General features: G+C 59.4%; 21 protein-coding genes and 3 pseudogenes. 13 read left to right on the plus strand and 11 right to left on the minus strand.

Translation table 11 applies throughout. The annotated features are described in order from the left end of the window. Positions 1 to 16: 16 nt before the first annotated feature. From FHT71_RS07440 to argE, 5 genes are all read right to left on the minus strand, one after another. Positions 17 to 1,060 (minus strand): tartrate dehydrogenase, encoded by a 1,044-nt coding sequence (locus FHT71_RS07440; protein WP_132588966.1) that lies wholly within the window; start codon positions 1,058 to 1,060, stop codon positions 17 to 19. An 8-nt stretch (positions 1,061 to 1,068) separates the two neighbouring features. Beyond that, positions 1,069 to 2,532 carry an aldehyde dehydrogenase family protein gene (locus tag FHT71_RS07445; protein WP_132588967.1) on the minus strand — a complete coding sequence of 488 codons (1,464 nt, stop codon included), beginning with the start codon at positions 2,530 to 2,532 and terminating at the stop codon, positions 1,069 to 1,071. A gap of 349 nt (positions 2,533 to 2,881) precedes the next feature. Then, on the minus strand, positions 2,882 to 3,235 hold the full coding sequence (locus FHT71_RS07450; RefSeq protein WP_057249992.1) for a cupin domain-containing protein: 354 nt from the start codon (positions 3,233 to 3,235) through the stop codon (positions 2,882 to 2,884). A 26-nt stretch (positions 3,236 to 3,261) separates the two neighbouring features. Further along, a complete protein-coding gene (locus tag FHT71_RS07455) occupies positions 3,262 to 4,185 on the minus strand; it encodes a glyoxylate/hydroxypyruvate reductase A (RefSeq protein WP_132588968.1) in 924 nt (307 codons plus the stop codon). 19 nt (positions 4,186 to 4,204) lie between these two features. After that, complete coding sequence (gene argE / locus FHT71_RS07460; RefSeq protein ID WP_132588969.1) at positions 4,205 to 5,329, minus strand: acetylornithine deacetylase; 1,125 nt, start codon at positions 5,327 to 5,329, stop codon at positions 4,205 to 4,207. 239 nt (positions 5,330 to 5,568) lie between these two features. Here argE and FHT71_RS07465 point away from each other — a divergent pair, with 239 nt between their 5' ends. Together FHT71_RS07465 and FHT71_RS07470 are read left to right on the plus strand one after the other, a co-directional pair. Continuing rightward, the gene (locus tag FHT71_RS07465) at positions 5,569 to 6,462 is read left to right on the plus strand and encodes a GNAT family N-acetyltransferase (RefSeq protein ID WP_132588970.1); all 894 of its coding nucleotides are present in this window, start codon (positions 5,569 to 5,571) and stop codon (positions 6,460 to 6,462) included. A 434-nt stretch (positions 6,463 to 6,896) separates the two neighbouring features. Then, on the plus strand, positions 6,897 to 7,268 hold the full coding sequence (locus FHT71_RS07470) for a hypothetical protein (protein WP_007797316.1): 372 nt from the start codon (positions 6,897 to 6,899) through the stop codon (positions 7,266 to 7,268). Positions 7,269 to 7,539: 271 nt separating this feature from the next. Here FHT71_RS07470 and dut read toward each other — a convergent pair whose 3' ends face one another. Further along, positions 7,540 to 7,806 carry a dUTP diphosphatase gene (gene dut, locus FHT71_RS31460; RefSeq protein WP_245505421.1) on the minus strand — a complete coding sequence of 89 codons (267 nt, stop codon included), beginning with the start codon at positions 7,804 to 7,806 and terminating at the stop codon, positions 7,540 to 7,542. A gap of 647 nt (positions 7,807 to 8,453) precedes the next feature. Here dut and FHT71_RS07480 point away from each other — a divergent pair. Continuing rightward, the gene (locus FHT71_RS07480) at positions 8,454 to 9,422 is read left to right on the plus strand and encodes a DMT family transporter (protein ID WP_132589072.1); all 969 of its coding nucleotides are present in this window, start codon (positions 8,454 to 8,456) and stop codon (positions 9,420 to 9,422) included. A 401-nt stretch (positions 9,423 to 9,823) separates the two neighbouring features. Next, complete coding sequence (locus FHT71_RS07485) at positions 9,824 to 11,605, plus strand: adenylate/guanylate cyclase domain-containing protein (RefSeq protein ID WP_132588971.1); 1,782 nt, start codon at positions 9,824 to 9,826, stop codon at positions 11,603 to 11,605. A gap of 130 nt (positions 11,606 to 11,735) precedes the next feature. On the opposite strand, the gene FHT71_RS07490 is transcribed toward FHT71_RS07485, so the two are convergent. Next, positions 11,736 to 12,416 carry a peroxiredoxin-like family protein gene (locus FHT71_RS07490; protein WP_132588972.1) on the minus strand — a complete coding sequence of 227 codons (681 nt, stop codon included), beginning with the start codon at positions 12,414 to 12,416 and terminating at the stop codon, positions 11,736 to 11,738. Positions 12,417 to 13,306: 890 nt separating this feature from the next. On the opposite strand from FHT71_RS07490, the gene FHT71_RS07495 reads away from it, so the two are divergent. The 3 genes from FHT71_RS07495 (at position 13,307) to FHT71_RS07505 (ending at position 14,870) form a co-directional block, all read left to right on the plus strand. Then, positions 13,307 to 13,663 carry a metalloregulator ArsR/SmtB family transcription factor gene (locus tag FHT71_RS07495; protein ID WP_007797290.1) on the plus strand — a complete coding sequence of 119 codons (357 nt, stop codon included), beginning with the start codon at positions 13,307 to 13,309 and terminating at the stop codon, positions 13,661 to 13,663. Further along, on the plus strand, positions 13,647 to 14,150 hold the full coding sequence (locus FHT71_RS07500; protein WP_132588973.1) for an SRPBCC family protein: 504 nt from the start codon (positions 13,647 to 13,649) through the stop codon (positions 14,148 to 14,150). Before FHT71_RS07495 ends, FHT71_RS07500 begins: the two co-directional genes overlap by 17 nt. A gap of 210 nt (positions 14,151 to 14,360) precedes the next feature. After that, complete coding sequence (locus tag FHT71_RS07505) at positions 14,361 to 14,870, plus strand: nucleoside kinase (protein ID WP_132589073.1); 510 nt, start codon at positions 14,361 to 14,363, stop codon at positions 14,868 to 14,870. 211 nt (positions 14,871 to 15,081) lie between these two features. Here the strand turns inward: FHT71_RS07505 and FHT71_RS07510 are convergent. Further along, positions 15,082 to 15,715 (minus strand): annotated as a pseudogene (locus FHT71_RS07510) (tyrosine-type recombinase/integrase). A gap of 340 nt (positions 15,716 to 16,055) precedes the next feature. Here FHT71_RS07510 and FHT71_RS07515 point away from each other — a divergent pair. Beyond that, the gene (locus FHT71_RS07515) at positions 16,056 to 17,828 is read left to right on the plus strand and encodes an adenylate/guanylate cyclase domain-containing protein (protein ID WP_132588974.1); all 1,773 of its coding nucleotides are present in this window, start codon (positions 16,056 to 16,058) and stop codon (positions 17,826 to 17,828) included. Between the two features lie 717 nt (positions 17,829 to 18,545). Continuing rightward, on the plus strand, positions 18,546 to 18,974 hold the full coding sequence (locus FHT71_RS07520) for a DUF3800 domain-containing protein (protein ID WP_165933054.1): 429 nt from the start codon (positions 18,546 to 18,548) through the stop codon (positions 18,972 to 18,974). Positions 18,975 to 19,659: 685 nt separating this feature from the next. On the opposite strand, the gene FHT71_RS07525 is transcribed toward FHT71_RS07520, so the two are convergent. Then, positions 19,660 to 20,769, minus strand: a complete 1,110-nt coding sequence (locus FHT71_RS07525) for a sulfite oxidase (protein ID WP_132588977.1) — start codon at positions 20,767 to 20,769, stop codon at positions 19,660 to 19,662. Positions 20,770 to 21,404: 635 nt separating this feature from the next. On the opposite strand from FHT71_RS07525, the gene FHT71_RS07530 reads away from it, so the two are divergent. Both FHT71_RS07530 and FHT71_RS07535 read left to right on the plus strand, forming a co-directional pair. After that, the gene (locus tag FHT71_RS07530; RefSeq protein WP_132588978.1) at positions 21,405 to 22,400 is read left to right on the plus strand and encodes an ornithine cyclodeaminase family protein; all 996 of its coding nucleotides are present in this window, start codon (positions 21,405 to 21,407) and stop codon (positions 22,398 to 22,400) included. Further along, a complete protein-coding gene (locus FHT71_RS07535; RefSeq protein WP_183719365.1) occupies positions 22,397 to 23,374 on the plus strand; it encodes a threonine/serine dehydratase in 978 nt (325 codons plus the stop codon). Before FHT71_RS07530 ends, FHT71_RS07535 begins: the two co-directional genes overlap by 4 nt. Positions 23,375 to 24,228: 854 nt before the next feature. Here FHT71_RS07535 and FHT71_RS07540 read toward each other — a convergent pair. Beyond that, positions 24,229 to 24,583: pseudogene (locus tag FHT71_RS07540) on the minus strand (chromate transporter); the annotation flags it as partial. Between the two features lie 160 nt (positions 24,584 to 24,743). Here FHT71_RS07540 and FHT71_RS07545 point away from each other — a divergent pair. Both FHT71_RS07545 and FHT71_RS07550 read left to right on the plus strand, forming a co-directional pair. Beyond that, the gene (locus tag FHT71_RS07545; RefSeq protein ID WP_245505422.1) at positions 24,744 to 25,025 is read left to right on the plus strand and encodes a GYD domain-containing protein; all 282 of its coding nucleotides are present in this window, start codon (positions 24,744 to 24,746) and stop codon (positions 25,023 to 25,025) included. A 116-nt stretch (positions 25,026 to 25,141) separates the two neighbouring features. Continuing rightward, positions 25,142 to 25,240, plus strand: a pseudogene (locus FHT71_RS07550) (DUF2277 domain-containing protein); the annotation flags it as partial. Positions 25,241 to 25,470: 230 nt separating this feature from the next. Here FHT71_RS07550 and FHT71_RS07555 read toward each other — a convergent pair. Next, entirely contained in the window at positions 25,471 to 25,869 is a 399-nt protein-coding gene (locus FHT71_RS07555) for a RidA family protein (RefSeq protein WP_132588981.1), read from the minus strand. Positions 25,870 to 25,995 lie beyond the last annotated feature (126 nt).

Here is a 25,995-nt window from a genome sequence, read left to right on the forward strand (position 1 = left end):
TCTGCTCCTCTAAAGATCAGCCGAGCGCGGCAAGGATCGCCGCGGTGATAGTTTCTGTCTTGTCCTTACCGGGCACGGTGCCGATGCCCCGGGCAGTGGTCCTTTCGAGCGCGCTCATGACGGTTCGAGCGGCTTCCTTTTCTTCGAGATGCTCCAGCATCATCGCGCCGGACCATATGGCGGCGACGGGGTTGGCGATGCCGAGATGGGCGATGTCGGGTGCGGAGCCGTGTACCGGCTCGAACATCGACGGTGCGCTTCGATCAGGGTTGATGTTGGCGGAAGCCGCAAACCCGAGCCCGCCCTGGATCGCGGCACCGAGATCAGTCAGGATGTCGCCGAAGAGGTTCGAGGCGACGACGACGTCGAGGCTGTCTGGCGCCATCACCATGCGGGCGGCCATGGCGTCGATGTGGTAGCTCGTCGCCTCGACATCCGCGTATTCGGCGGCGAGCTCTCGCGTAATCTCGTCCCAGAACACCATGGAGTATTTCTGGGCGTTGGATTTTGTCACCGAAGCGAGCTTGCCGCGGCGTTGTCGCGCCTGCTCGAAGCCGAAGCGCAGGATCCGTTCGACGCCCGTGCGGGTGAAGATCGAGGTCTCGACCGCGACCTCATCGACCGTTTCCTGATGCACGCGGCCGCCGGCGCCGGAATATTCGCCTTCGGTATTCTCGCGGATGCAGAGGATGTCGAAATTTTCCGCCTTCAACGGACCCTGGACACCCGGCAGCAGCCGGTGCGGGCGGATATTGGCATATTGCACGAAAGCCTTGCGGATCGGCAGGAGCAAGCCGTGGAGTGAGACGGAATCTGGCACTTCCGCGGGCCAGCCGACGGCGCCGAGTAGGATTGCATCGAAGCGGCGCAAGATTTCTATGCCGTCCGTCGGCATCATCGCGCCCGTTTCCTTGTAAAAGGCGCAGGACCAGCGAAAGGGCGTGCCGGTGAGCGAGAAGCCGGAATGCCTGGCGACGGTCGAAAGAACCTGCCAGGCAGCATCCATTACGTCCTGGCCAATGCCGTCGCCGGGAATGAGTGCGATCGAATAGGATTTCATGGAGGCTCCTAGAGGTTGATGAGAACGCTCTTGCACTTGCGGTTGGCCTGGTAGGCCTCGCGTCCGAGGTCCTTGCCGACGCCAGAGCGCTTGTAGCCGCCGGTCGGCAGGATGTGGTCGCGCGAGCGGCTATAGCGGTTGACCCAAATCGTGCCGGCCTGCAGCAGTCGCGTCAGCCGCAGCGCGCGCGACAGGTCGCGGGTGAAGAGGCCCGCAGCCAGGCCGTAGGTCGGGTGGTCGGCGAGAGCCAGCGCCTCCTCTTCGTCGGCGAAGGTCTGCATGGTCAGGACCGGACCGAAGATTTCTTCGGTAATCGCTGGCGAGGAACTGTCGCGCACGGCCATCAACGTCGGCTGATAGAAATAGCCCGACGCATCCATTGGGGCGCCCCCGAACAGGCATTCGCCGCCGGCTGCAACGGCAGCCTCGACGATGCCGTGGATACGGTTCAACTGGCGCTTCGAGATGATCGGCGAGTATTCGCTTGCCTCATCCCAGGTCGGACCCGGATTCGCCGCCTTCATGCGCGTGATGATCGCCTCGGCGAGCGGCGCAGCAACGCTTTCCTCCACGATCAGGCGGGAGCCGGCGATGCAGGCTTGGCCAGCGTTAGACATCATGCTCTGGGCGATTGCCGCCGCCGCCTTGTCGAGATCGGCATCGGCGAAGACCAGTTGCGGGCTCTTCCCGCCGAGTTCAAGCGTCATGGGCTTGACCCCGGTGCGGGCGATATTGGCCATGATGGCAGAACCGGCGCTGGTCGAGCCGGTGAAGCTTACCTTGGCGATGTCCGGATGGCCGGTGAGGGCAGTGCCGGTCACCGGACCGTCGCCCAGCACGATATTAATGAGACCGGCCGGCAGGCCGGCGCGGACCCCGAGCTCGGCAAGGTAGACGGTCGAAAATGGCGTCATTTCGGAGGGTTTCAAGACGACGGCATTGCCGGCGGCAAGGGCGGGACCGAGCTTCCAAGCGGCCATCGAAACGGGGAAATTCCACGGCGTGATGGCGCCGACGACGCCATAGGGCTCGGTCATGATCATGCCGAGATTGTTGTCATCAGTCGGCACGAGGTCGCTGCCTTCCTTGTCGGCGAATTCTGCGAAAAAGCGGATCTGTTCGGCGCTTACGGCTATGTCGCCGGCGATCAGGTGCCCGACCGGGCGTGTCGAGGAAAGCGCCTCGAGCTTAGCGAGGGTTTCCGCCTCCCTTTCGATCAGGTCGGCCCAACGCTGCAGCACGACTGTGCGCTCGCGCGGACGCACGCCGCCCCAGTTGCTCGCCTTCAGCGCATTCTTGGCGGTTTCGACGGCGCGATCGACGAGAGCTTCGTCTGCGAGTGGACAGTCCGCATAGGCCTTGCCGTCGGACGGACGATGCATGTCGATATCGCCCTCGGCAGGGATCAGCCGATCGCCGATGAAGTGCCCGAGGGGCAGGGGAAGAGTGTCGGGGTCAAAGCTGAGAGTCATAGTGGGTCCTCGGATAAGCTCATGCGAGCCTACCGGGAGAACGCGAGCAGCATGCATCGAGTGGCGATGCGCCGACGGCGGAAAATTACGTTTTTAGTGACGAGACAGCGAAATCTTCGGTGGCTGAGATGGGCCGTCGGTGACGTGTCGGCGATGCGCCGGAGCAATCCGACAGGGGCACGAGAAAGCGATTGCCAGGCTGGAGCAGCGACGACACGCCAGAAAGCCGCGAGCGTGTCGGAGGGCGAGGATGCCGGTTGCCGGCAAGTTTCCGCCGAAACCAGTTCGCGCGCAATCCGTGGGAGATAGGCCTGTATCAAGGGCCTCGATCGGATCGCGCGGCCGGGCACTACATGACCGTTACGTAGATCTTACGTACGGTCTCGATCGTCTTCCAGACACCGACAAACCCCGGCTTCATGACGAAGCTGTCACCGGCTTTGTAGACGACCGGCCTGCCGCCTTCCGGCGTGAGCTCGACGACACCGGAGAGGATATGGCAGAACTCGAAAGTCTCGCCCTTAATCGAGCGCGTCTCTCCGGGGGTTGCCTCCCAGACGCCTGTATGGATCATCTCTCCCCGTGCGACGTCTTGAGCCCAGGTCTTGAAGGAGGGACTGCCCGAGATCAGGCGTTCGGGAAGCGGACCGGACTCGCGCGGCGGGAAAGAGGGATTGGTGTCGATGTTCTTCAAAAGGGACATGGGTTTCCTTTCCTAGGATTGAGAGCTTAATAGCCGCGGCCGCGATCGATGAGCCCGATGGGATCAAGTCCGCCTCGATGACGCTTGATGTTCTCGATCACGGCCTCGGCGGCTGTTTCCGGTTGGGTGACACTTGCTATGTGCGGCGTCAGCAGGATTTTCGGGTGGCTCCAAAAGGGATGACCCGTTGGCAGCGGTTCGGGATCAGTGACGTCGATGACAGCACCGGAGAGATGGCCGCTATCGAGCGCCCCGATCAGTGCTTCATGATCGAGCTGCGGCCCGCGGCCGACATGAACAAGTGCCGCGCCTGCCGGGAGCTTGGCGAAAAGGACGGAATCGAGGAAACCGCGTGTCTCGTCAGTCAGGGGCAGGAGACAGATCACAATGTCCGTGGAGCCGAGCAGCGCATGCAGTCCGTCTTTGCCATTGAGGCATCTGATGCCCTCAATTTCGTGCGGGCTACGGCTCCAGCCGGAAAGGGGAAAGCCGAAAGGCTTCAGCCGCTCCAGGACGGCGGTGGCGAGCATGCCGAGGCCAAGCACGCCGACGCGGCGTTGGGCCGCCTGGATCTGTGTGATGGCCTGCCACGATTGCCGCCGCTGCTGGTCGAGATAGGCGGGTAGATTGCGGTGCAGCGCGAGCACGGCAAGTGTCACATATTCCTGCATCATCCGGACGATGCCGTCCTCGACCATGCGCACGACCTTCACATGGGGCGGCACGGCCTCGATGCGGAACTGGTCGACGCCGGCGCCGATCGAGAAGAGGATTTCGAGATTGCGATAGCGCGAGAGATTTTCGGGAACCGTCCAGGTGATCAGGTAGCGCACCGCATCCGGATCGGCCGCCGACGCATCGGTGGCGAAAGGAACGTCCGGAAGCTCACGCGAAAAAGCTTCGGCGAAAATCGCACCGCGTTTTGCGTCGGAATTGAAGAGGAAGGTCATCGCGCGTCTCCTTCTTGTCTCAGGCGCGGCAACATTCGCCGAGCCGCTCGATCATCGCCTGGCAGGCCAGGAGCTCATCAACGAGGATGAATTCGTCGGGCTTGTGGGCGCGGCTGATCTCGCCGGGGCCGCAGATGATCGCGTCGATGCCAGCCCGTTGGAAAAGTCCCGCCTCGGTGCCGTAGCTGACCGCCGCGAGAGACTCGAGACCGGTCAATTCTTCCAGCAGCCGCGCAAGCGGCGCATCAGGGCCGAGCGAAAGTGCCGGATAGGAGCTCAGTTCCTGCCATTCCACTTCGAAGCCGCGTTCCGACAGCGCCTCGGCGGCCTCTCGCATCGGCGCGAGCAGTTCCGCCGGATCGACGCCGGAAATCGCCCGTGCCTCGAACTCGGCCTCGCAGGTGTCCGGGATGATGTTGACCGCCTGGCCGCCCTTCACCGTGCCGATCTGCAGAGAGGAGTAGGGCGGCTCGAAAACATGCTCGAAAGGACCACGGGCCAGTCGGTCGGCTTCGTCGATCGCCCGTGCGAAGACGCTTGCAATGGCATGGATGGCATTCAGTCCCATCTCGGGCCTCGACGAATGGCCGGAACGACCCTTGACCGTAAGTCTGGCGGCGGCCTTGCCCTTGTGGGCGCGGATCGCATGCAAGCTGCTCGGCTCGCCGATGATCGCGCCGAGCGGCGTTGCGCAGAGTTCCGGCAGGCGCGCGATCATATGTGGCACACCGCGGCAGCCCGCCTCCTCGTCATAGGAGAAGGCGAGGTGCAGCGGTCGGCGCAGGTGCATGTCGGCGAGCTTTGGCGCGACGGCGAGGGCAGCGGCCAAGAAACCCTTCATGTCGGTGGCGCCCCGCCCATAGAGTCGGCCCGCCTCTTGACGCAGACGGAAGGGATCGCCCGTCCAGCCGCTTTCGGCCGCCGGAACGACGTCCATGTGACCCGAAAGAATATAACCCGGCACCTCTTTCGGACCGATCGTGGCGAACAGGTTAGACCGATCGCCCTCCGGCCCCGGAAGCAGGGTGACGGCGATGCCGTGGTTTTGCAGATAGCTGCGGGTCCAGGCAACGATGTCCGTATTGGGGGTGCTGACGACGGAGGGGAAGCCGACGAGCTTTTCGAGGATTTCCACTGCCTGCATTCTTGTCCTCATCCCGTTTCGCTGGGGTCGGCGCCGTCGATCATGCCCAGTACTTTAGAAGCCTATCCAGGCTTTACATGCCGAAAGCGCGTCGGATTTGGATGATTGTTGTGCGTCAGGCGGCCTCTCAAGTGAATTGTATCGAGTGCACCGTCCTAGTCTAAGGGATACAATTTTCGCCGCGGCCCGGTTGGAAATCGGGACGAGAGCAAGACGACGGCAGGGGCGGGAGGCAAGAAGTGGACGCATCGACATCCGAATCCAAAGTCATCGACAGTTACGAAATGCGCATAGCCGGGATCGAGAGCGCCGATCTCGAGCAACTGCACGCCCTGTCGGTTTCCGTCGGATGGCCGCTTCGCGCCGAGGACCTGCAGCTCCTGCGCGAGGTCGGCCGCGGCTATGTGGCGCTTGATGAAATCGGCAGGCTGACAGGTTCGGCCATGTGGTTCCCGCAAGGTGACGACTTCGCGACCATCGGCATGGTGATCACGTCCCCGCGGCTGCAGACAAACGGCACCGCACGGTGGCTCATGGAGCACGTGCTTTCGGATTGCCGGGGACGCAATCTCAGGCTCAATGCGACGAGGGCTGCCCACCGTCTTTATCATTCGCTCGGTTTCCAGCCCGTGCTGACGATATACCAATGCCAGGGCATTGTCCGCGGCCCGACCGACTCGACTACGCAAACGGAGCAACCTGAGGTCCGGCGACTGGAGGGGGAGAACCTTGCCGCTGTCGTCGAGCTGGATGCAGGGGCATTCGGTGTTTCGAGGGCGGCGCTGATCGGCAAGCTCTTTGCACAATCCATAGGCTACGGCTTGGTTCGCGACGGTCGGCTGTGCGCTTTCGCGCTTTGCCGTCCGTTTGGCAGGGGGCATGTCATTGGCCCGGTCGTGGCAGAAACTGATGCGGACGCCATCGCAGTTGTCCGGCCGCATGTCGCGGCCCACGAAAACCAGTTTCTGCGCCTCGATACACCAGTCGAGTCCGGCACTTTCGCCACATTCCTCTCGCAATCCGGTCTGACCGTCTTCGACACAGTGCTCGCAATGTCCCGGCGGGGCAAAGGCGACGCGGCCGTAGTACCAGGACCGAACCTGTACGGGCTGGCGAGCCACGCGCTTGGCTGAGCCTTTACGGCTTCTGCAATGGCAAGATCACACGCGTTCAAGCCTCTCCAGACGGCGCGGAAGCAGGCTGCCTCTGATTGAAGATAACGGGGCGGTACGAACCGTAATATTCACGCGCAGGCGCGCGAAGGTCCACTTTTGTGGCCCAGTACCGGGCATCCCAGACGCTTTCGGTGATTGGCGGCTTAGGGGCCGATGGACGACCGTCCGCTGCCAGGTCACCTAATACGAAAAGCGGACATATGAGCTCTTGCACCGAGGTCTGGGATCGGCCCTTTTCCGGACATACACTCACGCATTCTTCGGGAACAAAATTGACCCTGGCCTGTCGTGTCGTCCCCCATGGGCGGAACCGCTTTCATAGTTGGGCGTTTTTGTCAGTTAGATCGGATATCGCTGGCATTCCGCCGGCACTGCCGAATGGGAGAAAAATCATGAGAACGATATTGATCGCGATAGGTGCGTTAACTGCTTTAACCGGGTCTGCTTTTGCGGCCGAGCCGGCCAAGATGGTCGAGACGAAAATGGGCAAGGTCCTGGCCACTGAAAAAGGCATGGTGCTTTACACCTTCGACAAAGATACCAAAGGCAAATCCAACTGCGATAGCGATTGCCTGAAGAAGTGGCCGGCGTTCCACGCTGGAGCCAAGGCCAAGGCGGAAGGCGAATGGTCTCTAGTCAAGGCTGCGGATGGCAAAGAGATGTGGGCCTATGAGGGTAAGCCGCTTTACACCTATGTCGAGGATAAGAAAGCCGGTGAAGCCAACGGCGATGGCGTTGGAGGCGTGTGGCACGTGGCCAAATAGGTCACCGGCGACGGTTCGAATGGGCGGTCGTCGGATCGCCCTGAACCCCAAGACCAACTTCTGGAACGACCTATCTCTCTCTGTGGCTTCGCCGACAAACCCACCTGTCCGATGACCGCTGGCAATCATTGTGATCGACTGAATTGTGCAACAGCAACGATTGGAAGCGTCTCATTGAAATCCGCTGGCGATTGGTGGCTGACTGCGCGATCCGTGTTTCAATGACCGCAATGTGCCGAAAGCGATCATTGGTGCCATCGAAAGTGATATCTTAAATCCCCGTGCTGCCGAGGTCCCTACCTCCGCGAGGTGCCTCCGAAATCTCCGACAAAGATTGAAACTCCGCCTCCACGAAAGGGGCAATGACCAACTGGGCAATGCGGTCACCGGAACGGACGCTGAAGGGCGCGTTGGAAGTGTTGAATAGGATCACCTTGAGCTCGCCCCGGTAGTCGCTGTCGATCGTGCCGGGTGAGTTCAGGACTATGATTCCATGTTCCGCCGCCAGCCCCGAGCGAGATCGGATCTGAGCTTCCATGCCCAAAGGCAACTCGAGCGCGATCGCGGTTGTGATGACCTCGCGGGTTCCTGGCGCCGCTCGATGGCCGGGCCATCGAAGGCAGCGAAGACGTCCGCGCCGGCTGCCCCAGAGGTCTGATACTCTAGAAGTCTGGCTCGATCGGTCAACAGCAGAACCTTGACACGGGACCTATCGGTCATGGTGTGCTCTTCTCCGGTCGGAAGTCACCGCACATCAATGGGCTTCGACAGTTATGCCACGATAGGCACCGACAGGAAAAACTCGCTATTATGTAGGACCAACCTCCGCAATTATGTAGGACCGCCCACCAGACTCTGATTTCGTGACCAGATAATCTGAAAGCGTAGCTTTTAGAGAGTGTTACGGATGCGGTCTCTCGCTGACGACTGCTTTCGGGCCCGTTGCTGACATCGTTGAATAATCGCGGGTTCCCGTTGACGCCGAGGATGCAAAACCGAGGCACGGCTATCCGATGGACGAGCATCGAGAGGGTGGTTCTCATTTTCACCGAGTACCGGCGAGGGCTCGCGGCGGGTAAATTCCGCTCATTCAGCTGTGGGCTCTCTTGGTTGCCAACCGACGATGTCGGGGGTCAAAGCGATCAAGGAGCGGCGTCAGCGATGCACTTCAAAAGGGTGACCACTGTGGACAGGCTTTTCTATGTTGGTGTGTTGGCCGCTCTCTTTGCGGCTTTTGCCTTTTCGCTTAACTTCGTTGTGCCCTTCATAATCGGTGACTATTCCACCTTCGATTTTGCCCTCATCCGTCATGTTGTCTCAGCTTTCGTAGGACTTTGCGTCCTGTCATTGGAGAAGCGCGTGGTGCGACATCTCACGCTCCGGAACTGTCTGTCGGCTATCTGGCTCGCCTTCATCGGATATGTCGGCTACTTCCTGACCGTGACGGGAGCGGCCATCTATGCCGGTCCGGTAATCGCTCCAGCCTTTCTCGGCCTAGTACCAATCGTACTGATGGTCGTTGGTAATCAACGTCAGGGATCGCTGCCGTGGCGAACCCTTATGATGCCTCTCGCGCTGGTGCTGGTCGGCCTGGTTCTCGTCAATGGTACGGCATTCACGGCCGAAGGATTGAACTCGGTCCGATCATTGTGGGTTGGCGTGCCGCTAGCGCTTGCTGCCGTCGGACTTTGGGTCTGGTTCGCCCTTGCCAATCAGGCTGCACTCGCCGCTCGACCAAAAATGCCTTCCGGTGTTTGGTCGGCGTTGATACTGGTGGGGGGCGGCGTCCTGATGCTGGCGTTCTATCCTGTCGGGGCTGCAATGGGCCTCTTCCGTCTTCCAACGATAGGCTTCGGCTGGAGCACTGCGGGCAACCTATATGTTTGGGGTACAACTTTCGCGCTGTTGGCAACTGTGTGCGGCGTTTGGGCTTGGAACATTGCGTCACGAAGCCTGCCGGTTGCATTAGCCGCGCAATTGATCGTCTCGGAAACAGCCTTTGGGGTAATCGGAGGGCTTATCGTGCATGCGCGTTGGCCAACTCCGATTGAAGGCACTGGCGTCGTAGTTCTGATCGCCGGCGTTGTTCTGTCAGTGCGCATTTTCTATGATTCCCAGGTCACATCGGGAAAGGCATTGCTTGCGCACGAGTGATACAGTGGATGCAGGAACGAATAACAGGCGCTAGTGTCGAGTTTCAACCAAGTTCAGCGCAATGACCGCAGTTGGCGCTTTGCGGAAGCAGACCCGCCTTCTCCAACGACAGGCCGACGGCAATGGTCATTCCCCGTGACCATCGCGATCATCTGAGCGATCTCCGTAACGTGGTCGAACTTGACAACCTTGCAGGCAGCGTCGAACTGCCAGAGGTGACCATAATGGGGAACGAATAGTTCTTGCCCCGCGCTGTCGCCTCAAAATCGATGAGCACGAAGAGACCTTGTCACCGCCGTGGAACAACGGATGCGGTTGTTCGACGCGATTGGCGCGTCCCCGTTAGTCGGAGTGGCCCTGTCCGGGCTGTGGTGGTAGGCTAGAGTGTGGGAGGCGCGCCCATGAGCGAGGCCCGAAAGATCGCAGCGATCCTAGTGTCGGATGTGGTCGGTTACAGCCGGCTCGCCGGCGCGGACGAGGATCGTATCCTGGCGCGGCTGCGGGCTTTGCGCAGCGATCTCATCGACCCTACGATCGCCGTGTATCACGGCCGCGTGGTCAAGCGCACCGGCGACGGCAGTCTTGTAGAATTCCGCAGCGTTGTCGATGCCGTGCGTTGCGCCATCGAGGTGCAGAACAGCATGATCGAGCGGAATGCCGGCCTACCGGCTGAGCGGCGGATTGAGTTCCGCGTCGGCATCCATCTGGGCGATGTCGTCGAAGAAAGCGACGGCGATCTTATGGGTGATGGCGTCAATATCGCTGCCCGCCTGCAAGGAATTTGCGATCCCGGCGGCATCTGCCTCTCCGAACAGGCGTACTGGCAGGTCAAGGCAAGGCTTGATCTCGCAATCAACGATCGCGGCGACGTGCAGCTCAAGAACATCAACGAGCCGGTCCACGTCTATTCGCTGCTGGTCGGTATCCCCACCCAGGCGAAGCCTGCAACGCCAGCGGACAGCGCAGGACCGGAAAAGTCTTCGACGCGGCTCGCGCTGCCCGACAAACCCTCGATCGCGGTCCTGCCGTTCCAGAACATGAGCGGTGACCCCGAGCAGGAGTATTTTGCCGACGGCATGGTGGAAGACATCATCACTGGGCTGTCGCGGATCAAATGGCTGTTCGTGATCGCGCGGAACTCGAGCTTTGTCTATAAGGGAAAGGCCGTGGATGTCCGGCAGGTTGGGCGCGAGCTTGGCGTGCGCTATGTGTTGGAGGGCGGTGTGCGCAACGCGGGCAACCGATTGCGCATCACTGCCCAGCTTGTCGAAGCTGAGACCGGAGCGCATCTGTGGGCCGATAGATACGACGGCGCGCGGGAGGACGTCTTCGACCTACAGGACCAGATCACTGAAAAGGTGGTGGGTATCGTCGAGCCGAGCCTGCAGCGATCGGAGATCGAGCGTGCTCGGCAAAAGCGCCCTGAAAACCTTGACGCCTATGACCTCTATCTGCGCGCCGTCCCCCACATGGCAACGGTGATGCCCGCCGACGCCAAGGTCGCAGCCGGGCTTCTGGAGGATGCGTTAGGCCTGGACCCGAACTACGCCGCCGCCCATGCGCGCCTTGCCTGGTGCCACGAGATCTTCTTCACGCGGGGCGGCTTCGACGAGGCCGACAAGGTCGCCGGGATCGGGCACGCACGTTCCGTGATTGCGAGCGGCACCGACGACGCGGCGGCATTGGCCATCGCCGCCTTTGCGATCTTTATGCTGGGCAAGGATCAGGAAGCGGCGTTGAACGCAGCCGAGCGCGCCCTGTCTTTGAATTCCTCCTGCGCTACCGCGCTCTATTTCGGCTCCGTCCTCTACGCCTTTGCCGGTCTACCCGCCAAGGCGACCTTCAATGCCGAACGCGCGCTAAGGCTCAGCCCGTTCGATCCGATGGCCTATGCGGCGCATTTGGCGCTCGGAACAGCGGCTATCCAGCAGGAGCGATACGACGAGGCGGTAGCGCATTGCGCGAGGGCCGCTCAGGCAAATCCCCGGTTCAGTACGCTTTATTTCTTTCAGGCTGCTGCGTTGGCGCTCGCTGGCCGCCAGGAGGAAGCACGGCCGGCCGTGCAGCGATTGCTCGAACTGGAGCCAGGGTTTCGGCTCCGCGTGTTCTTCGAACTGGGGATGGTGCGGGCAATCGCCGACAGGTTTGCGGACGGGGCGCGCATGCTGGGCTTGCCGGAGTAGCCGGCTTCAGCGGAAAGTTCACCGGAAGGGCAAGTCGCTCCGAGATGGCGTCAATCCTCACCATTAGCCGTCAAAGTCATTCCTGCCCGATGACGTGATACACGCCTGACAAACGTTAGAAGCTACGCCTTCAGTGTCGGAGGCTACCGGCAGCGGCGAGCATCTCCGCCGCGTTTGGAAAGATGCAGAGGCTGTTCGGCCCGTCGCGCGCTTCAATTTGCACCCAGCGAACGATGCCGTCGGCGTCGATGAGGAAGTGCCCGACAAGCTGTGTGGGGTGGCTTGCGAAGATGGCATGATCAACTTCATTAAGCTCGAAGCCGTCCTTGGCGTTGAGCAAGGCATTGGCCGTCATCGGATGTAGCGCTTCCGGCAATTCGCCCGTCGGGTTAATGCGAGCGGCCTCGAATTGCTCCATGCTTGCCCGATAGGGCCATACAGGCTGTTCGTGGCTGCCTTCGGGCAGGAAGTTGCCGCGCGGCACGCCGAAGGCCCGGTGCGTGGAGCAATCCTGGTCACATAGGAGCACGGCCGGCGTCGGCCGGTGCCCGAAATATATGCGGGCGCGCTCCACCGGCGTGTTGATCACGGCAACAGTTTCCACCCCCGCGGCGCGCAGGGCAGGCTGTAGGCCACCGAGCTGTCCCACCTGGCGCCGGCAGAACGGGCAGTGCAACCCGCGGAAGAAGGCAATCAGAAACGGGTGACCGTGGAGGCTGGCGAGCGAAACCGTTCCTTTTTGATTTGCCGACGGAAGTGAGAAGGCGGGCGCGTATTCCCCTGGTTGCAGCGGGCGTATCGGGTCTCCCATGGCATCTGTCCTTTGCTAGGCGTTCAGGTGAATGCTGGGCTTGATCTAAGTCCGACACCTATCACGCCACGGCACCACTCGCTATGTTCACGGTGCAAATCAGCGGCCGGTGGGAACCTTCAGAAGTCTTGCGACGGCGGCATGCCCACCGCCCAAACCGGCCACCGACCAACAAAGAACTGCGTAAAAATCACATGAGTTTTTTTAACGCGCTATAATTTTCTGTCGATTACTCTTTGCCGGGAGTTGTGTTCTAGGTGGCGATTGTGATGAGGACGGCCTTCCAAATAAAGTTGCAAGCACGGCCGTTGGGATGAACGCAAGTTGGCGACTGATCTCATTGCACATCCTGCTATGGACGGCGCTCGCTTTAGCTGCTTACAACACCGCAGGAGCCTATAAGTTCGCGAGTTGCTGGCACATCCTCCTTATTTATATTCCGCCTCTCAATATCCTGTTCCTGCTGTTTGCCATCTATAGCTTAGCGGTTCTGTTATCGTCCGTTTCTCGTCCGTCGATGCGTGCACAGCCACGTTTTTTAGGAGCGTGTCACGGGACGATACTCATAGTGGGAATGGTAGGATGTAACTTAGCCGCTGTGTCGGCAGCCGGTCAGGTAAACTGCCTTTAGGACCGATGACTGCAATTGGCGCGAAGCTGCCCCTAGAAAATCGCGCCTCCGTGTCGGCTTTGGGGCCGTTAGCCGGCGGACTGCTTTCGAAGAGCAGGCGTTGAAAGCTGACATTCGTTCATTAGCGGCTCGAAGGTCCGCTTTTGGCCCCGCAGCAGACGATTTTTTGCTGCCGCCGCCGCGGTGCATGACCTCGGATGACCGGTCTACGGCATGGAAGCTTGCGCTTCCTGCGCGAGCAGGTTATACACTGAACTAGATGGTTCAGTATTTAAGTCCTCCCCTCGATCTCTCGTTTGCGGCGCTGTCCGATGCGACGCGCCGCGGGATCATCGATCAGCTTGGGCGAGGGGACGCGTCGATCACCAGTCTCGCGGATAAGTTCCAGATGACACTGACCGGCATGAAGAAGCACGTCCAGGTTCTCGAGCGGGCGGGGCTCGTCGTCACGCAGAAGGTCGGACGGGTGAGAACCTGCAAGCTTGGGAAACACGGCCTCAAGGCGGAGGCCGAGTGGATCGAGGCGCATCGCAAGCTCTTCGAGGCCCGCTTCGAAGCATTGGACGAAATCATCAGCGAGATGAAACAGGAGGGAAGCGATGACACAGCAAGTTAACAGTGCAGGTGGTGCAAAGAACCGCACGTCCGTCGAGCGCAGAGGGGATCGCGAACTCGTCGTAACGCGGACATTCAATGCGCCGCCGAGCACGGTCTACAGGGCGTGGAGCCAGCCCGAGCTGTTCCAGCGCTGGTGGGTGCCAAAATCGGTGTCCGGCGTTTCGCTCGTATCGTGCGATATGGACGTCCGTACCGGCGGCAAATATCGGCTGGAATTCGGCGCCGGCGGTCCGGACACCATGGCCTTCTATGGCAAATATCTCGAGGTGGTGCCGAACGAGCGCATCGTCTGGACCAACGACGAGGGCGAAGAGGGCGCGATCACGACCGTGACCTTCGAGGACCAAGGCGGGAGGACACTAGTGAATTTCCACGAAGTCTATCCGTCCAAGGAGGCGCTTGAGGAAGCACTACAGGGCTCGGCGGCCGCATTGCCGGAGCAGTTGGAGCAGCTCGACGAATTGCTTTCCAGCATAGGCGAGTAGCGCGGGTCGGGAAACTTGCCTCGAGGGAACGTCTGCTCTTGGGAAGTGACCCACCGGCCGTTCTGGCCGGAGCGGGCGCGCGTATCCGTCAGACATTCGCCGCTAATTCGAAAAGTACCGAAAGCTACCTTGATCAGGTCAGTTCGTTGGCGGAGCGTTCCCAGGTAGAGTGTCTTCTCACCAGATTGACGGCCATGATAAACGGTGCCTATGGGAATCAAGAACTATCTGATCGAAGGCGGTTCCGGCACTGGAAAAACGTCTGTCGCCACCGAACTGGAGCGGCGGGGCTACCATGTCGTCCATGGTGACCGGGTCTTGGCCTATGTCGGCGACCCCGAGACAGGCCAGGCACTCGCAGGACCGCCCAAGGGCGCAGACCGCATCGTTTGGCGATACGCGCACTGGATCTGGCCGGTCGACAAGGTCCGGGCTATTGCTGCCGACACCACCCATCCTGCCACCTTCCTCTGTGGCGGCTCGCGCAATTTCCACAAATTCCTGGACCTATTCGACAAGGTTTTCGTGCTCGACATCGACGTTGAGACGTTGAACAGACGATTAGATGGGCGGCCGAATGAGCCGGGCTTCGAGCCGGCCGAGCGGGCGCTGGTACTCCGCTACCATCATACCCGGGAATATCTTCCCGTCGGCATCAATATCGACACGGCGGGTACCGTTCCAAGTGTCGTCGACGATATCCTCGCTCAACTCCCCTGAAGCCCTGAAAGTATTGTGAATGGGATGGGAAGCGCTCGATTATTGCGGGAAAGACGCTGGCCGCCTGAACGGCTCACTTGCGGCATTGTCGTTTTCGTAGCCGACCGGCAGCTTTCAGAACGACAAACCGGGCGTCTTAACGACCGTCCTTAGGGCGTATAGCGGCTCGGTCGCAATCTTTGGAATTGAGAAAGTGCGGGGCCGCACGCGCTCAGATCTCACTGTGCTCAGCTAGTTTCAGTGCATCCTCAATGTCCACGCCGAGGTACTTGACCGTATTTTCGATCTTGGTGTGCCCCAACAGGATTTGGATCGCGCGAAGATTGCCTGTCGCCTTGTCGATCATTGCGGCCTTCGTGCGCCGAAGCGAGTGCGTGCCGTCGTCTTCGCGTCGTAGGCCAATTGCGGTCACCCATTCATCGACCAATCGGGCATACTGGCAAGTACTCAGATGATCAGTGTGGTCGACTCGACTGGGAAAGGCGTAATCGTCAACTGTTTCACCTCGCCGTTTAAGCCATGTAAGCAAACTTGCCCTCACCTCCGCCGTGATTTCGAACTGAACCGGACGGCCGGTCTTTTGCTGGACGACCATGGCTCGAGTTCGAATTTCCGTTCCTGTCACGAGACTCCCGATTTTCATTTTCACGAGATCGCAACCACGCAGCTTACTGTCGATTGCGAGATCAAACAGCGCACCGATCTCTCAGGCGCCCCTCCCTATCAAGGAAGAAGCGGATCGCCCAAATCTGGCGCTGTTTCAGCGGCTTCTTGACATCGACCTTTCGGCCGGCGTTCCACGCCGGAGGGCCCAGGGCGGTAGGATCGTATTGTGCAATACCCATTTCAGTTCTCCTTCGGCCAACATTGGCCGTTAGGAGAACGCATGGGCGCAAGGATCGAGGGGCCGAAAGCGGACCGGCAACTTCGGGCTGCGGATCTTCAAAGAGCGGATATTTCGGGTGGGCGCGGACATCGTCGTGACCTGATCCTGAGTGGGCTTTCGGAACGACCGCGTCGAACGGCCGGGAGCCTGACAGAGCAGTCGTTGCGTGGGCTACACCTCGGCTGCGTCCACATGAGCCACGGCCGACTCGATCTCAACTAAGATCGCTCTGAGCAGCGGCTCAAAGTTCTTTCTTGCCTTCTTTCTCCCTGCTATCGTGGAAGTGAGGAGACGGCGCCATGAGCGAGACCCGAAAGCTGGCTGCAATCCTGGCCGCGGACGTGGTTGGGTACAGCCGGCTTGCCGGCGCCGACGAGGACCGCATCCTGGCAAGGTTGCGGGCACTGCGCAGCGACCTCATCGATCCGACGATCGCCGTGCACCATGGCCGGGTGGTGAAGCGAACCGGCGATGGTGCCTTGGTCGAGTTCCGCAGCGTGGTGGACGCCGTGCGCTGCGCCATTGAGGTGCAGAACGGTATGGTGGAGCGTAATGACGGCGTGCCGCAGGACCGTCGCATCGAATTCCGGATCGGTATCCATTTGGGCGACGTGGTCGAGGAAAGCGACGGCGATCTGATGGGCGATGGCGTCAACATCGCCTCGCGATTAGAGGGCGTCGCCGCGGCGGGCGCGATCTGCCTGTCCGAGGATGCCTATCGCCAAGTCAAGGCGAGGCTCGACCTCTCGGTCAGCGATCTCGGCAACACGCAACTCAAGAACATCGCCGAGCCGATCCGCGTCTATTCACTGCAAGTCGGCAGCGCCGGGACCAAGGCAGCCGCGAGCTCGGAAACGCCGACGAGCCAACCGGCGACGGCAGTGTCACCGAAGCTGTCGATCGCCGTCCTACCCTTCGCCAACATGAGCGGTGACGCTGAACAGGACTACTTCGCCGACGGCATCTCGGAAGACATCATTACGGCGCTATCGAAGCTGTCGCAGCTCTTCGTCATCGCCCGCAATTCGTCGTTCACCTTCAAGGGCAAGAACGTCCATGTGCAGGAGGTGGGCACGAAGCTCGGCGTGCGGCATGTACTTGAGGGCAGCGTACGCAAATCGGGGAACAGGGTACGCATCACCGCGCAGCTCATCGACGCGACCACCGGCGGGCATCTATGGGCGGAGAGGTTCGATCGCGAGCTCACCGACATATTCGCGGTTCAGGACGATGTCACGCAGCAGATCGTCGACGCGCTGGCGGTCAACCTGACAGAGGGCGATCGGAAAAGACTGGTGCCGGGGCAGACCCGGCACCCTGAGGCGTATGACTGCTTCTTGCGCGGCCGGGAGCTGTGGCACCGGCTGACGAAGCAAACGAACAGCGACGCCCGCGACCTTTTGCAACGTGCCGTTGAACTGGACCCGAGGTTCGCCTCGGCGCACGCCTTCCTCGCCCTTACCCACGGGCTCGACTACCTCAACCGGTGGAGCGCGTCGCCGCAGCGCTCTATCGAGCAAGCCGAAGAGGCTGCGACGCTCGCGGTAGCGCGGGACGATAGCGATCCTGTGGCGCACTGGGCACTGAGTGTGGTCAAGCTTTACTCGCGACAGCACGATAGAGCCATCAGCGAGGCCGAACGCGCGATAGTCCTCAATCCGAACTTCGCCGAAGGGCAGGTTAGTCTCGGCGAGGTACTAATCTATTCAGGCAGATCCGAGGAGGCACTCGCCTATTTCGATCGGGCGAGGGTCCTGAACCCGTACTTTCCGGATGTCGTTCTCCACTTTCAGGCCTTGGCCTTGTTTCAACTGCGAAGATACGAAGAGGCCGTCGAACTGTTGCTGCAGCGCGTGAGCCGCAACCCCGTCACCGATGTCTCGCGCGCGCTTCTGGCCGCTTGTTACGGGCACCTCGGCCGTTTCGAAGAGGCTCGCGCGAGGTGGCAAGAGGTGCTGCGCGTCAACCCCGACTACTCATTGGAATACCGTCGCAAAGTCTTGCCCTTCAAGAACCCCGCCGATTTCGAGCTTGTCTTGGAGGGGCTACGCAATGCCGGGGTCGTACAATGACGGGTGAATATGTCCGATCTCGATCCTGTTGCGCGTGGGAGTGAGGGAACCGCTTTTCGCTGGTTTAAGGGGCTGCCTGTGACTCCTCCGCTGATCAACCGTGTTGGCGATCAGATCGGTATCCATGGCGGCAATCACAGGTACCACCTCGCGCACTACTATAGGACCGACAGGATGCCCTTCTTGGTGCTGAACGAAGATCTGGCTGCTTTGCTTGACCTTCTGCCGACCGCCGTCGTTAGGATTGAACCAGCCGCCTGACTGCCGCCAGCTTCGTGCGACATTCCTCACCGACCGCCGCAAGCCTGACCAGGTACTGAGCGACATCAAGGTGGATGATGAAATGGTAAGTGAGCAAAAATTATGTATTCGCGGGTACCAGTAGTCGAGTAGAACGAATCCTATCGACTGCCACGAGAGAGTGCCTTGCCTGTCACCTTGAACCTCTACCTCGACAGTTCCGGAACTAGACATTCCACCCCACAAGGTCGGGAAGAAAGCGGCGCACGGGTACGACTGGTTCGCACTCGGTGGAATCCTGGTTCGAAGTGACGAAGAGGACCACGCCCGAGACCTTCACGCAAAGTTCTGTGAGAAATGGGAAATCATGGCGCCCTTGCACTCGTCGGAAATCAGATCGCAGAACGAGAACTTCGATTTCCTGCGAGGCTGGGAGAAGGACAAGCTGGAGCATTCTACGAGGAACTTTACATTCTGATGCGAGAGGCGCCCGTGGTCGGTATCGCGTGCACTGTCGACCGTCCCGGATACTGTGGACGATACCTCGAGCAGTACAAGCAGAATCCTTGGATGCTCTGCAAAACCGCATTCACTGTCGTCGTCGAACGCGCCGCGAAATACGCTATCGCCCAAGGCATGAAGCTGCGCGTGCATCCTGAGCGCTGCAACAAGGCTGAAGATGCGAACCTGGAGGGCTACTACAAGGCTCTAAAGGCGGAGGGAATGCCGTTCGCTAAGGACAATTCCGATAAGTACGGCCCCTTGACCCCCGAGCAGTTGACCCAGACGCTCTACGAGTTCAAGACCAAGCAGAAGACTTCGCCGATGGCGCAACTGGCGGATCTGTATCTATGGCCGATCTGCATGGGCGGCATCACGCCAGTAATCGTCCTTACCAGCGCCTGACCGACGACGGAAAGCTGATTGACTGCCATATCAAGGAAGACGAGCGGCCGATGCTCGGATCCAAATATAGCTGCTTTGAGAATGTCGAACGGAAGGCCTAAAAACTCAAAAAGCCTCCGACGTTTCCATCGAGGCTTTTGGGCGACCGCAAAGGCGATCTCGTGGGCCAGGCCCGACCGAATAACTATCGTACCCCATGATTTGTTGCAAGGAACTTTTCGTTAAATCGAATTAACCTGACGGCGGTCCGAACGCAACATTCGTCGAAATCATGTACGAACTGGCATCGCTCTTTCCCTCGTAACCTATCACCAAGCCGCCGTTGTTGTCGACATCCCACCGCGCGATGAAGTCCACGGTCACCGTCCGCGTGACTGCCGCTTCGTCGATGAGAAGCTCGATTAAAATGAGAGGAATTCCTGTCGCAAAACCCGTGTGTAAGCGACCGAGTTTTGCAATCGTCTGATGTCTGCATCGGGCCGCGAAGTAGACGTCGGACACCACTTTGTGAATGGCCGCATTCGTTTTTCACGCGCAAACGGCCCCAAGTTGGAAATAATTTCCGCTTTGCGCCCGCATAATGGGTCATCGAGCCACCCGTCGCTGTTGCTGCAAAGCGGACATGACGCAGTGACAATGCGGGTCGCAGTTGCGCCAAAAGCCGTCATTCCGCCCATGCGGGTGATTAGATCACGAATTCCTCCTCGTACGTCTGTGGCTCGGGAACGACCGTAACCTCCACCGGAACGATCCAATTGGCCACGTAGCTCTCGCAGTCGGAACGCTGGAAGTCGGGCTGCACGCACCCCGCCCCATCGATCGCGCGACATCGCAGTATATATCGCCCCACTTCTTCAGGGGTCCACATGTACTCCCACAAGCGCCATGCAAAGGGACGTTCTGTTTCGAGGAGCCTTCCCTCGCGCCAGCCCCTGCCATCCCCGGTGCAGACCTGCACCTGCCGGATAACAGCCTCTCCGCTCCAGGCGGCTCCGAAAATCCGGTACGGTTGGCCGGCGATGAGATGCGCCCCCTGTACGGGACGCGCGATCTGCGCTTTGACCTCCATCTCCGCAAGGGGGACCAGCCTGGGTTCCCCGAGGCTGCGCTCCCAACGGAAATAGTCGCGCGCCTGCCAGTAGCCAAGGAACGGTTGCTCCACAACCGTGATATGCGTGATCCACTTGACCCAAGCCATGCCGAACCAGCCACCCACGACCGCGCGTAGCGGGTAGCCGTGATCGCGCGTCAACGGCTCCTCGTTCATCGAATAGGCAAGGATCGTGCCGTGAGAGATGGCCTTCTCAAGCGGTAAACTGCGCGCAAAAGCGATGGGGCCGGGAGAAGCCGTTTTCTTGTTCGTGTCGACGGCGCCGCTGTCGGCGCCCGCGAGCAGAACCTCACATGCGGTTCGCTTAACGCCCGCCATTTCCAAAATCTCGCGCAGAAGAACACCTGTCCACACGGCATTGCCGACGGCTCCGTTCTGCCACTGCAACCCCTCCTTCGGCGGCACATAGTAGACGCGTCCGTTCCCTGCGCACTCGACGACGGCGGTGAAAGTCGTGCTCCGCATCGCCTTGATGCTGTCGAGGTCAAGTTCGATCGGCCGCTCCACCGCCCCGCCAACGCGCAATCTCCAGTCTCGCGCATCGACGTCCGGCGACGGGAAATGGTTTCGCACGAAGAACAGCTCGGTTGGGATCAGCCAATCGGAGAGCGACGCAAACGGAAACTCGATGTTCTGTGGGGATTTCTGTCGAACTATTAGACTGGGTTGCTGTGGTGTCGGCATCGTCCTCGTCTCCCCTGCACAACAGCGGCTCTCGGTGGTGCGGATTCCGGTTCGATCACACCGCCCCTCGCAGTGCGTCTGTCGCATTCCGCCTTCGGGCCGCATTCTAGCACATACCGCACGTTCCTCGGATCGACCTCGAACGGCAGCAAGGGGGCGACGACGATCTTGACCGCTTTGCGCCCTCATTTCGGACTTACACGGTCTTGGATGCACGCCTGAAAGCGGACGCTATGGTTTTAGATTTCCACGGTCAGCAAGGCGGACTTCAAGACGTTCGGATTCGTGGCTGGTAGGGACGAGTTCGACCCAACGCGGCCAATCCTGCACGCGATGCGGAAAGGCTGCAATGCGTTGTGAAAAGCGGTCACGTGCGCCTATCGTTTCTGGCGCCGTTCCCTGCAAGCGCCGTCTAGCCTCTGAACTTATCCTCGATGGCGAAGCCTACGCGCTGACGCCCGAGCTCGGACAGACGCCTGCCGCAACTCTCTGCCAAAGCCCCTATGCGATTCAAAACAATCTGCTTCAGGTCGCGGAGAATGCGGCCACTAGTCTCCCCGCTCTGCCACTATGGTGTTTGCGGTACAGTCGTGCTTTGCCGATGCATCCCATGAATTCAAAGACAGAGGTCATGCATGAAAACGCTGCTCCTTAAGAAGGATGAAGTAAGACGGCTAATCGGCATGACGGAAGTCATCGGCGCGGTGGAAGAGGCTTACAGGGCCTTCAGCAGCGATCAGGTGGAACAACCTGATTATATAGGTCTACATCTCCCATCGCCTCGTGGGGAAATCGACTTCAAGCTTGGTTACTACAAGATCAATGAAGTGATCTCCATGAAAGCATCTTCTGGAGGGTTCATTAATAACCCGACAGCACACGGCGTGCCGAGTGGCATGGGCACCATTCTTCTGTTTGATGCCAGGAGCTGTGCCTTGATTTGCATCATGGATGGAAGCTTGATCACTGGCCTCAGAACGGGGGCGGCTGGAGCCGTCTCCGTCAAAGCCCTGGCGAGGAAGAACGCCAGGACGGTCGCATCGATCGGCACAGGAAATCAGGCAAGAATGCAAATCCGGGCAATCAACGAGATCATGAAGATCGAAGAGATCCACGCATGGGACAGGAACCCGGATACGCTTTCCAAATACAAGACCGATATCGAAAGCGAATTTGGCATTGCCGTCATCGTCGCAAGCTCCAAAAAAGAAGCCGTTGAGCAGGCCGATATCTTGATTACGACGACCCGCGGGAAAGGGTCGCTTGTGGAAGCGGATTGGGTAAGGCCCGGTACACACATCGTTGCCATCGGCACAGATCAACGCGGCAAACAGGAACTGGATCCGGAGCTCTTCAGGAACGCGAAAATCATCGTCGACTCGATCTCGCAATGCACAGAAAAGGGCGAGACCTGGCACCCGCTGAATAGAAGCATCATCGCCAAAGACGACATCCATGGCGAAATCGGCGAGGTATTGTTGGGTAGGAAGCCGGGACGAGAAAGTGATGACGAAATCACGATTTTCGATGCCACGGGGATGGCCATACAAGACAATACGACCGCCAGCAAAATCTATCAGAACGCAATAGCCAACAACGTCGGCACTTTCTTTCAGTTTTTTGAGGAATGACCATGCGCAACTACCCCACCATTCAGGACATCCGTGGAGCTCAGGAACGGCTGAAACCGCACATCAGACATACGCCGTTATTGCGTGCAGAAAAAATAGAGAAAGCCGCTGGTTGTCAGCTATATCTCAAACCGGAAACCCTGCAGATCACTGGCGCATTCAAAATTCGCGGCGCCCTGAACAAGGCTCTCTCGCTCTCGAGAGAAGAGATCGCAAACGGCATTATTGCGACGTCGTCAGGCAATCATGCCCAAGGACTTGCTTATGCCGCCAGGATGCTGGGCGTAAAAGCGATATTGGTCCTTCCGGTCACCACGCCCAAAATCAAGATCGAAAACACAAAAGCCCTCGGGGCAGAAGTTATTCTTTTCGATGGCGACACCGCCGCCAGATGGAAACGAGTGTATGAAATCGCTGAAGAAAACAAATACGCGGCTGTTCACGCTTTTGAGGACCCGATCGTGATGGCCGGTCAGGGAACGATCGGGTGTGAAATACTGGAGGACCTGGACGATGTAGATGCGGTCATCGTTCCCGTAGGCGGCGGAGGCCTAATCTCGGGAATCGCTACCGCCATCAAAGAAACGAAACCATCGGTGCGCGTTATCGGGGCAGAGCCTGCCTTGACACCGAAGTATTTTCACAGCCGGATCAACAAGGAGCGCACATCGCTTCCCTTGAAGAACACCATTGCGGATGGCTTGAGGATAAGCGTTCCGGGTCAAAACCCGTATCCGATTATCGAAAAATATGTGGACGAGATCGTTCTTGTTGAAGAAGAGCACATCATCGCGGGAATGCGTGCTCTTGCCAAGGATGCGAAATTGATCGCTGAACCAGCCGCTTCGATTGGCGTCGGAGCACTGTTGGCGGGCATCATAGACGTCAAGCCCGATGAAAAAGTCTGTGCGGTGTTGTCCGGCGGGAACTGGGATCTACGCGACCTTGCCGAGATATACAATGTAGCGGGATAATCAGTTCCAGCTTCGGTCAGTTCACCACCCCGATCGCAGTTGAATGTCTGCGATCCTCATCGCCAAGCAAGCATCTGCCGGTCCCGAATGCGGCCCGAACGCGTCATTCGCCAATCAAGCTAGGCGACGACCGCTCTCCACCCACCGGAGACGGAACCGGAAAGATCGACCCGCTGCGTATACAAAGCAGCTTGAGCGACAGGTTAGAAATGCAATCCTCCTCCATACCGAAAATCCCGCCTCCGCCCTGGACATGCTTGTATCCTCCCAGTGCGATGCGGCTGCGGGCTTGACCGAGTCCCTTTCACGTTTCTGCGAAGAGAATCCAGGTTTCCGCGTTGTTGAGGGGACATTCTCGAAAGTGCCTCAGGCGATCGCTGTGCATCGGAGGTGCGTTCACGCTTCAACCTTCCTGCCGGACTTCATCCAGCAGTACTGCAGTGCCGGTAAGCCGAGCAATGAAGCAGTTGGCGGGACATGCGAGGGAGCCAGGTCGAGGGGACGCGACACGTTAACCCCCGAATATCAATTGGAATCCTCTTCCCTCTCAAGCGTTCCGACTCGGAAGCTCATGTTCGTTGAACTTTTGGGTACGATGTCGAGCAACTCTTATTCCTAAGGGTTGGCGGTGGCCGTGCCCCGGATCATGGGCGTGTGCTTCGTGGTGCTGGCGCAGCAAGTCCTTGCCGTAGTCGTTGCCATTCGGCGTCCTGACGACCGCGCGGATGTGCCCGCGCGTCGGCCACGCCCCGCCGCCACCGCGAGCTAGTACGGGCCGGCACGAATGGCCGAAAGGTCCCGCTTAGCGGCCGATTCGCTCATTCGCTCGAACTTCCGCAATCCACCCAAAGCAGTCAACGTGGAAGCACGATGCCACCCATCGCCATCGAGAGCACAACAATCCACGGCGGAGCCTTCCAGACAGCCAACACGATGAACCCTGTCAACGCGAGCGCAAAATCGTCTGAATTGAGCACCGCGACGCTGGTCCACACGGGGCTATAAAGAGCCGCGCCGAGAATGCCGACTACGGCAGCGTTCGCGCCACGCATGGCGGCTTGAGCCATCGGGCGCTTCCGTAGGCTGTCCCAGAACGGCAACGCGCCCAAGAGCAGCAAGAATCCAGGCAGAAAGATCGCGACTAAGCAGATCACTGCGCCAAGCAGGTCATCGGGGGCAGGTCCCCATGACAGCGCCAAGATAGGCGGCGACCAATCTAGCGCTCTGCGGTCCGACGCTCGTCTAACGCCAAGTTTTTTGAGATAGTGAGTATTCGGCAGATCACCCGATCTGCCCAATTATCGAGGGAGGATGTCCTATGCCACTTTTCGTAACCACAGGGTGCTATACAGCCACGTCAGCGAAGGGAATGATTGACAATCCATCGAACCGAGAAAAGGCGGCCCGTGGCATCATGGAAGCAGCGGGCGGGAAACTGCATTCTTTCTACGTCACGACCGGCGAAACCGACTGGATGGCGATCACGGAATTCGACGATGGTGCTGACCTGATCCCCGCACTTCTCGTCGTCAGCGCATCGGGAGGCGTATCGAATGTCAAAACCGTGCGAGCCTACACGGGCGCGGAATTCAAGGCTGCGCAAGAGAAGGCGGGCACAATCGCATCTTCCTACAAGCCCCCGGTAAAATAAGCAGACCACTGGTTGAAACATCTCTGGCAGCGGATCGAACCTCCGCTGCCAGAAACGATGTGTTGGCGCGCAATGAGGCCGCGTTCGAGCGCGGTCACTTCGATCGCGGCATGCCTCGCGAGCTGCTCGATTCGCTGGAGACCTCTCAACCTCCTCGCGATCGCGAGGAGGTAGCGGTAAAGGCGCGCGCGAGAACGGCGATCCGGTTCGCGTAAGAGAGTCCGTCACGCACAGGAGATCTCAGTCAGGTCTCAAGTTGGCGCATTTCAGCCTTGGGCCATCGTCTACGGTCGACCCAAAGCCGTCATCTGCGGTAACCCGATAGACGTCTTGATTGAGCCCGAAGCGGTCATCGAGCTTTCGCAAACTCCATCGCAAGAGCCCTCTTCTGGAGAGCGCTCGTGCGACAGAACATGGCGATTTTCTCACTGGGGGCGTGGCGATGTCACGTACTCGCCGGAATACGGGCGATGACCTTTATCTCAAAGTCGAAGCCGGCGAGCCAGTTTACGCCGACCGCAGTCCAATTCGGGTAGGGTGGCTTGCTGAAAATCTGTTGCTTGACAGCCATGATCGTTCCGAACTGGTTTTCAGGGTCAGTGTGGAAGGTGGTTACGTCCACGATATCATCCATTGTGCAGCCCGCTGCGCTCAGCGTGGCCTTGAGGTTTTCAAAGGCCAGCCGCACTTGCCGTTCGAAATCTGGTTCGGGTGTTCCATCGGAACGGCTGCCGACCTGACCGGACACAAACAGAAGATCACCGGATCGGATAGCGGCGGAATAGCCGTGTTCCTCGTAAAGGGTGTGCCTGTTGGCAGGAAAGATTGCTTCGCGTTGGGTCATTCTGATCTCTCTTTATTGTTGACAGCAGCTGATGGGCGCGGAGCAACGCTTCACAAGTCGCGCCATATTTCATATACGGTAGGTATGTGGAATATTCTGTATACGTGCCGTATGTCAAGTTTAATA

Source organism: Rhizobium sp. BK060 (assembly GCF_014193145.1).
Lineage (GTDB): Bacteria > Pseudomonadota > Alphaproteobacteria > Rhizobiales > Rhizobiaceae > Rhizobium.

Bases quoted from the DNA above. Each gene is read 5' to 3' on its own strand.
- FHT71_RS07525 (WP_132588977.1), bottom strand. From the start codon at position 20,769: ATGCCGACACCACAGCAACCCAGTCTAATAGTTCGACAGAAATCCCCA.
- FHT71_RS07485 (WP_132588971.1), top strand. From the start codon at position 9,824: ATGAGCGAGGCCCGAAAGATCGCAGCGATCCTAGTGTCGGATGTGGTC.
- FHT71_RS07515 (WP_132588974.1), top strand. From the start codon at position 16,056: ATGAGCGAGACCCGAAAGCTGGCTGCAATCCTGGCCGCGGACGTGGTT.
- argE (WP_132588969.1), bottom strand. From the start codon at position 5,329: ATGCAGGCAGTGGAAATCCTCGAAAAGCTCGTCGGCTTCCCCTCCGTC.
- FHT71_RS07440 (WP_132588966.1), bottom strand. From the start codon at position 1,060: ATGAAATCCTATTCGATCGCACTCATTCCCGGCGACGGCATTGGCCAG.
- FHT71_RS07500 (WP_132588973.1), top strand. From the start codon at position 13,647: ATGACACAGCAAGTTAACAGTGCAGGTGGTGCAAAGAACCGCACGTCC.
- FHT71_RS07490 (WP_132588972.1), bottom strand. From the start codon at position 12,416: ATGGGAGACCCGATACGCCCGCTGCAACCAGGGGAATACGCGCCCGCC.
- FHT71_RS07535 (WP_183719365.1), top strand. From the start codon at position 22,397: ATGACCATGCGCAACTACCCCACCATTCAGGACATCCGTGGAGCTCAG.
- FHT71_RS07555 (WP_132588981.1), bottom strand. From the start codon at position 25,869: ATGACCCAACGCGAAGCAATCTTTCCTGCCAACAGGCACACCCTTTAC.
- FHT71_RS07445 (WP_132588967.1), bottom strand. From the start codon at position 2,532: ATGACTCTCAGCTTTGACCCCGACACTCTTCCCCTGCCCCTCGGGCAC.
- FHT71_RS07505 (WP_132589073.1), top strand. From the start codon at position 14,361: ATGGGAATCAAGAACTATCTGATCGAAGGCGGTTCCGGCACTGGAAAA.
- FHT71_RS07545 (WP_245505422.1), top strand. From the start codon at position 24,744: ATGATTGACAATCCATCGAACCGAGAAAAGGCGGCCCGTGGCATCATG.
- FHT71_RS07530 (WP_132588978.1), top strand. From the start codon at position 21,405: ATGAAAACGCTGCTCCTTAAGAAGGATGAAGTAAGACGGCTAATCGGC.
- dut (WP_245505421.1), bottom strand. From the start codon at position 7,806: ATGGAAGCTCAGATCCGATCTCGCTCGGGGCTGGCGGCGGAACATGGA.
- FHT71_RS07520 (WP_165933054.1), top strand. From the start codon at position 18,546: ATGCGAGAGGCGCCCGTGGTCGGTATCGCGTGCACTGTCGACCGTCCC.
- FHT71_RS07455 (WP_132588968.1), bottom strand. From the start codon at position 4,185: ATGACCTTCCTCTTCAATTCCGACGCAAAACGCGGTGCGATTTTCGCC.
- FHT71_RS07470 (WP_007797316.1), top strand. From the start codon at position 6,897: ATGAGAACGATATTGATCGCGATAGGTGCGTTAACTGCTTTAACCGGG.
- FHT71_RS07450 (WP_057249992.1), bottom strand. From the start codon at position 3,235: ATGTCCCTTTTGAAGAACATCGACACCAATCCCTCTTTCCCGCCGCGC.
- FHT71_RS07495 (WP_007797290.1), top strand. From the start codon at position 13,307: ATGGTTCAGTATTTAAGTCCTCCCCTCGATCTCTCGTTTGCGGCGCTG.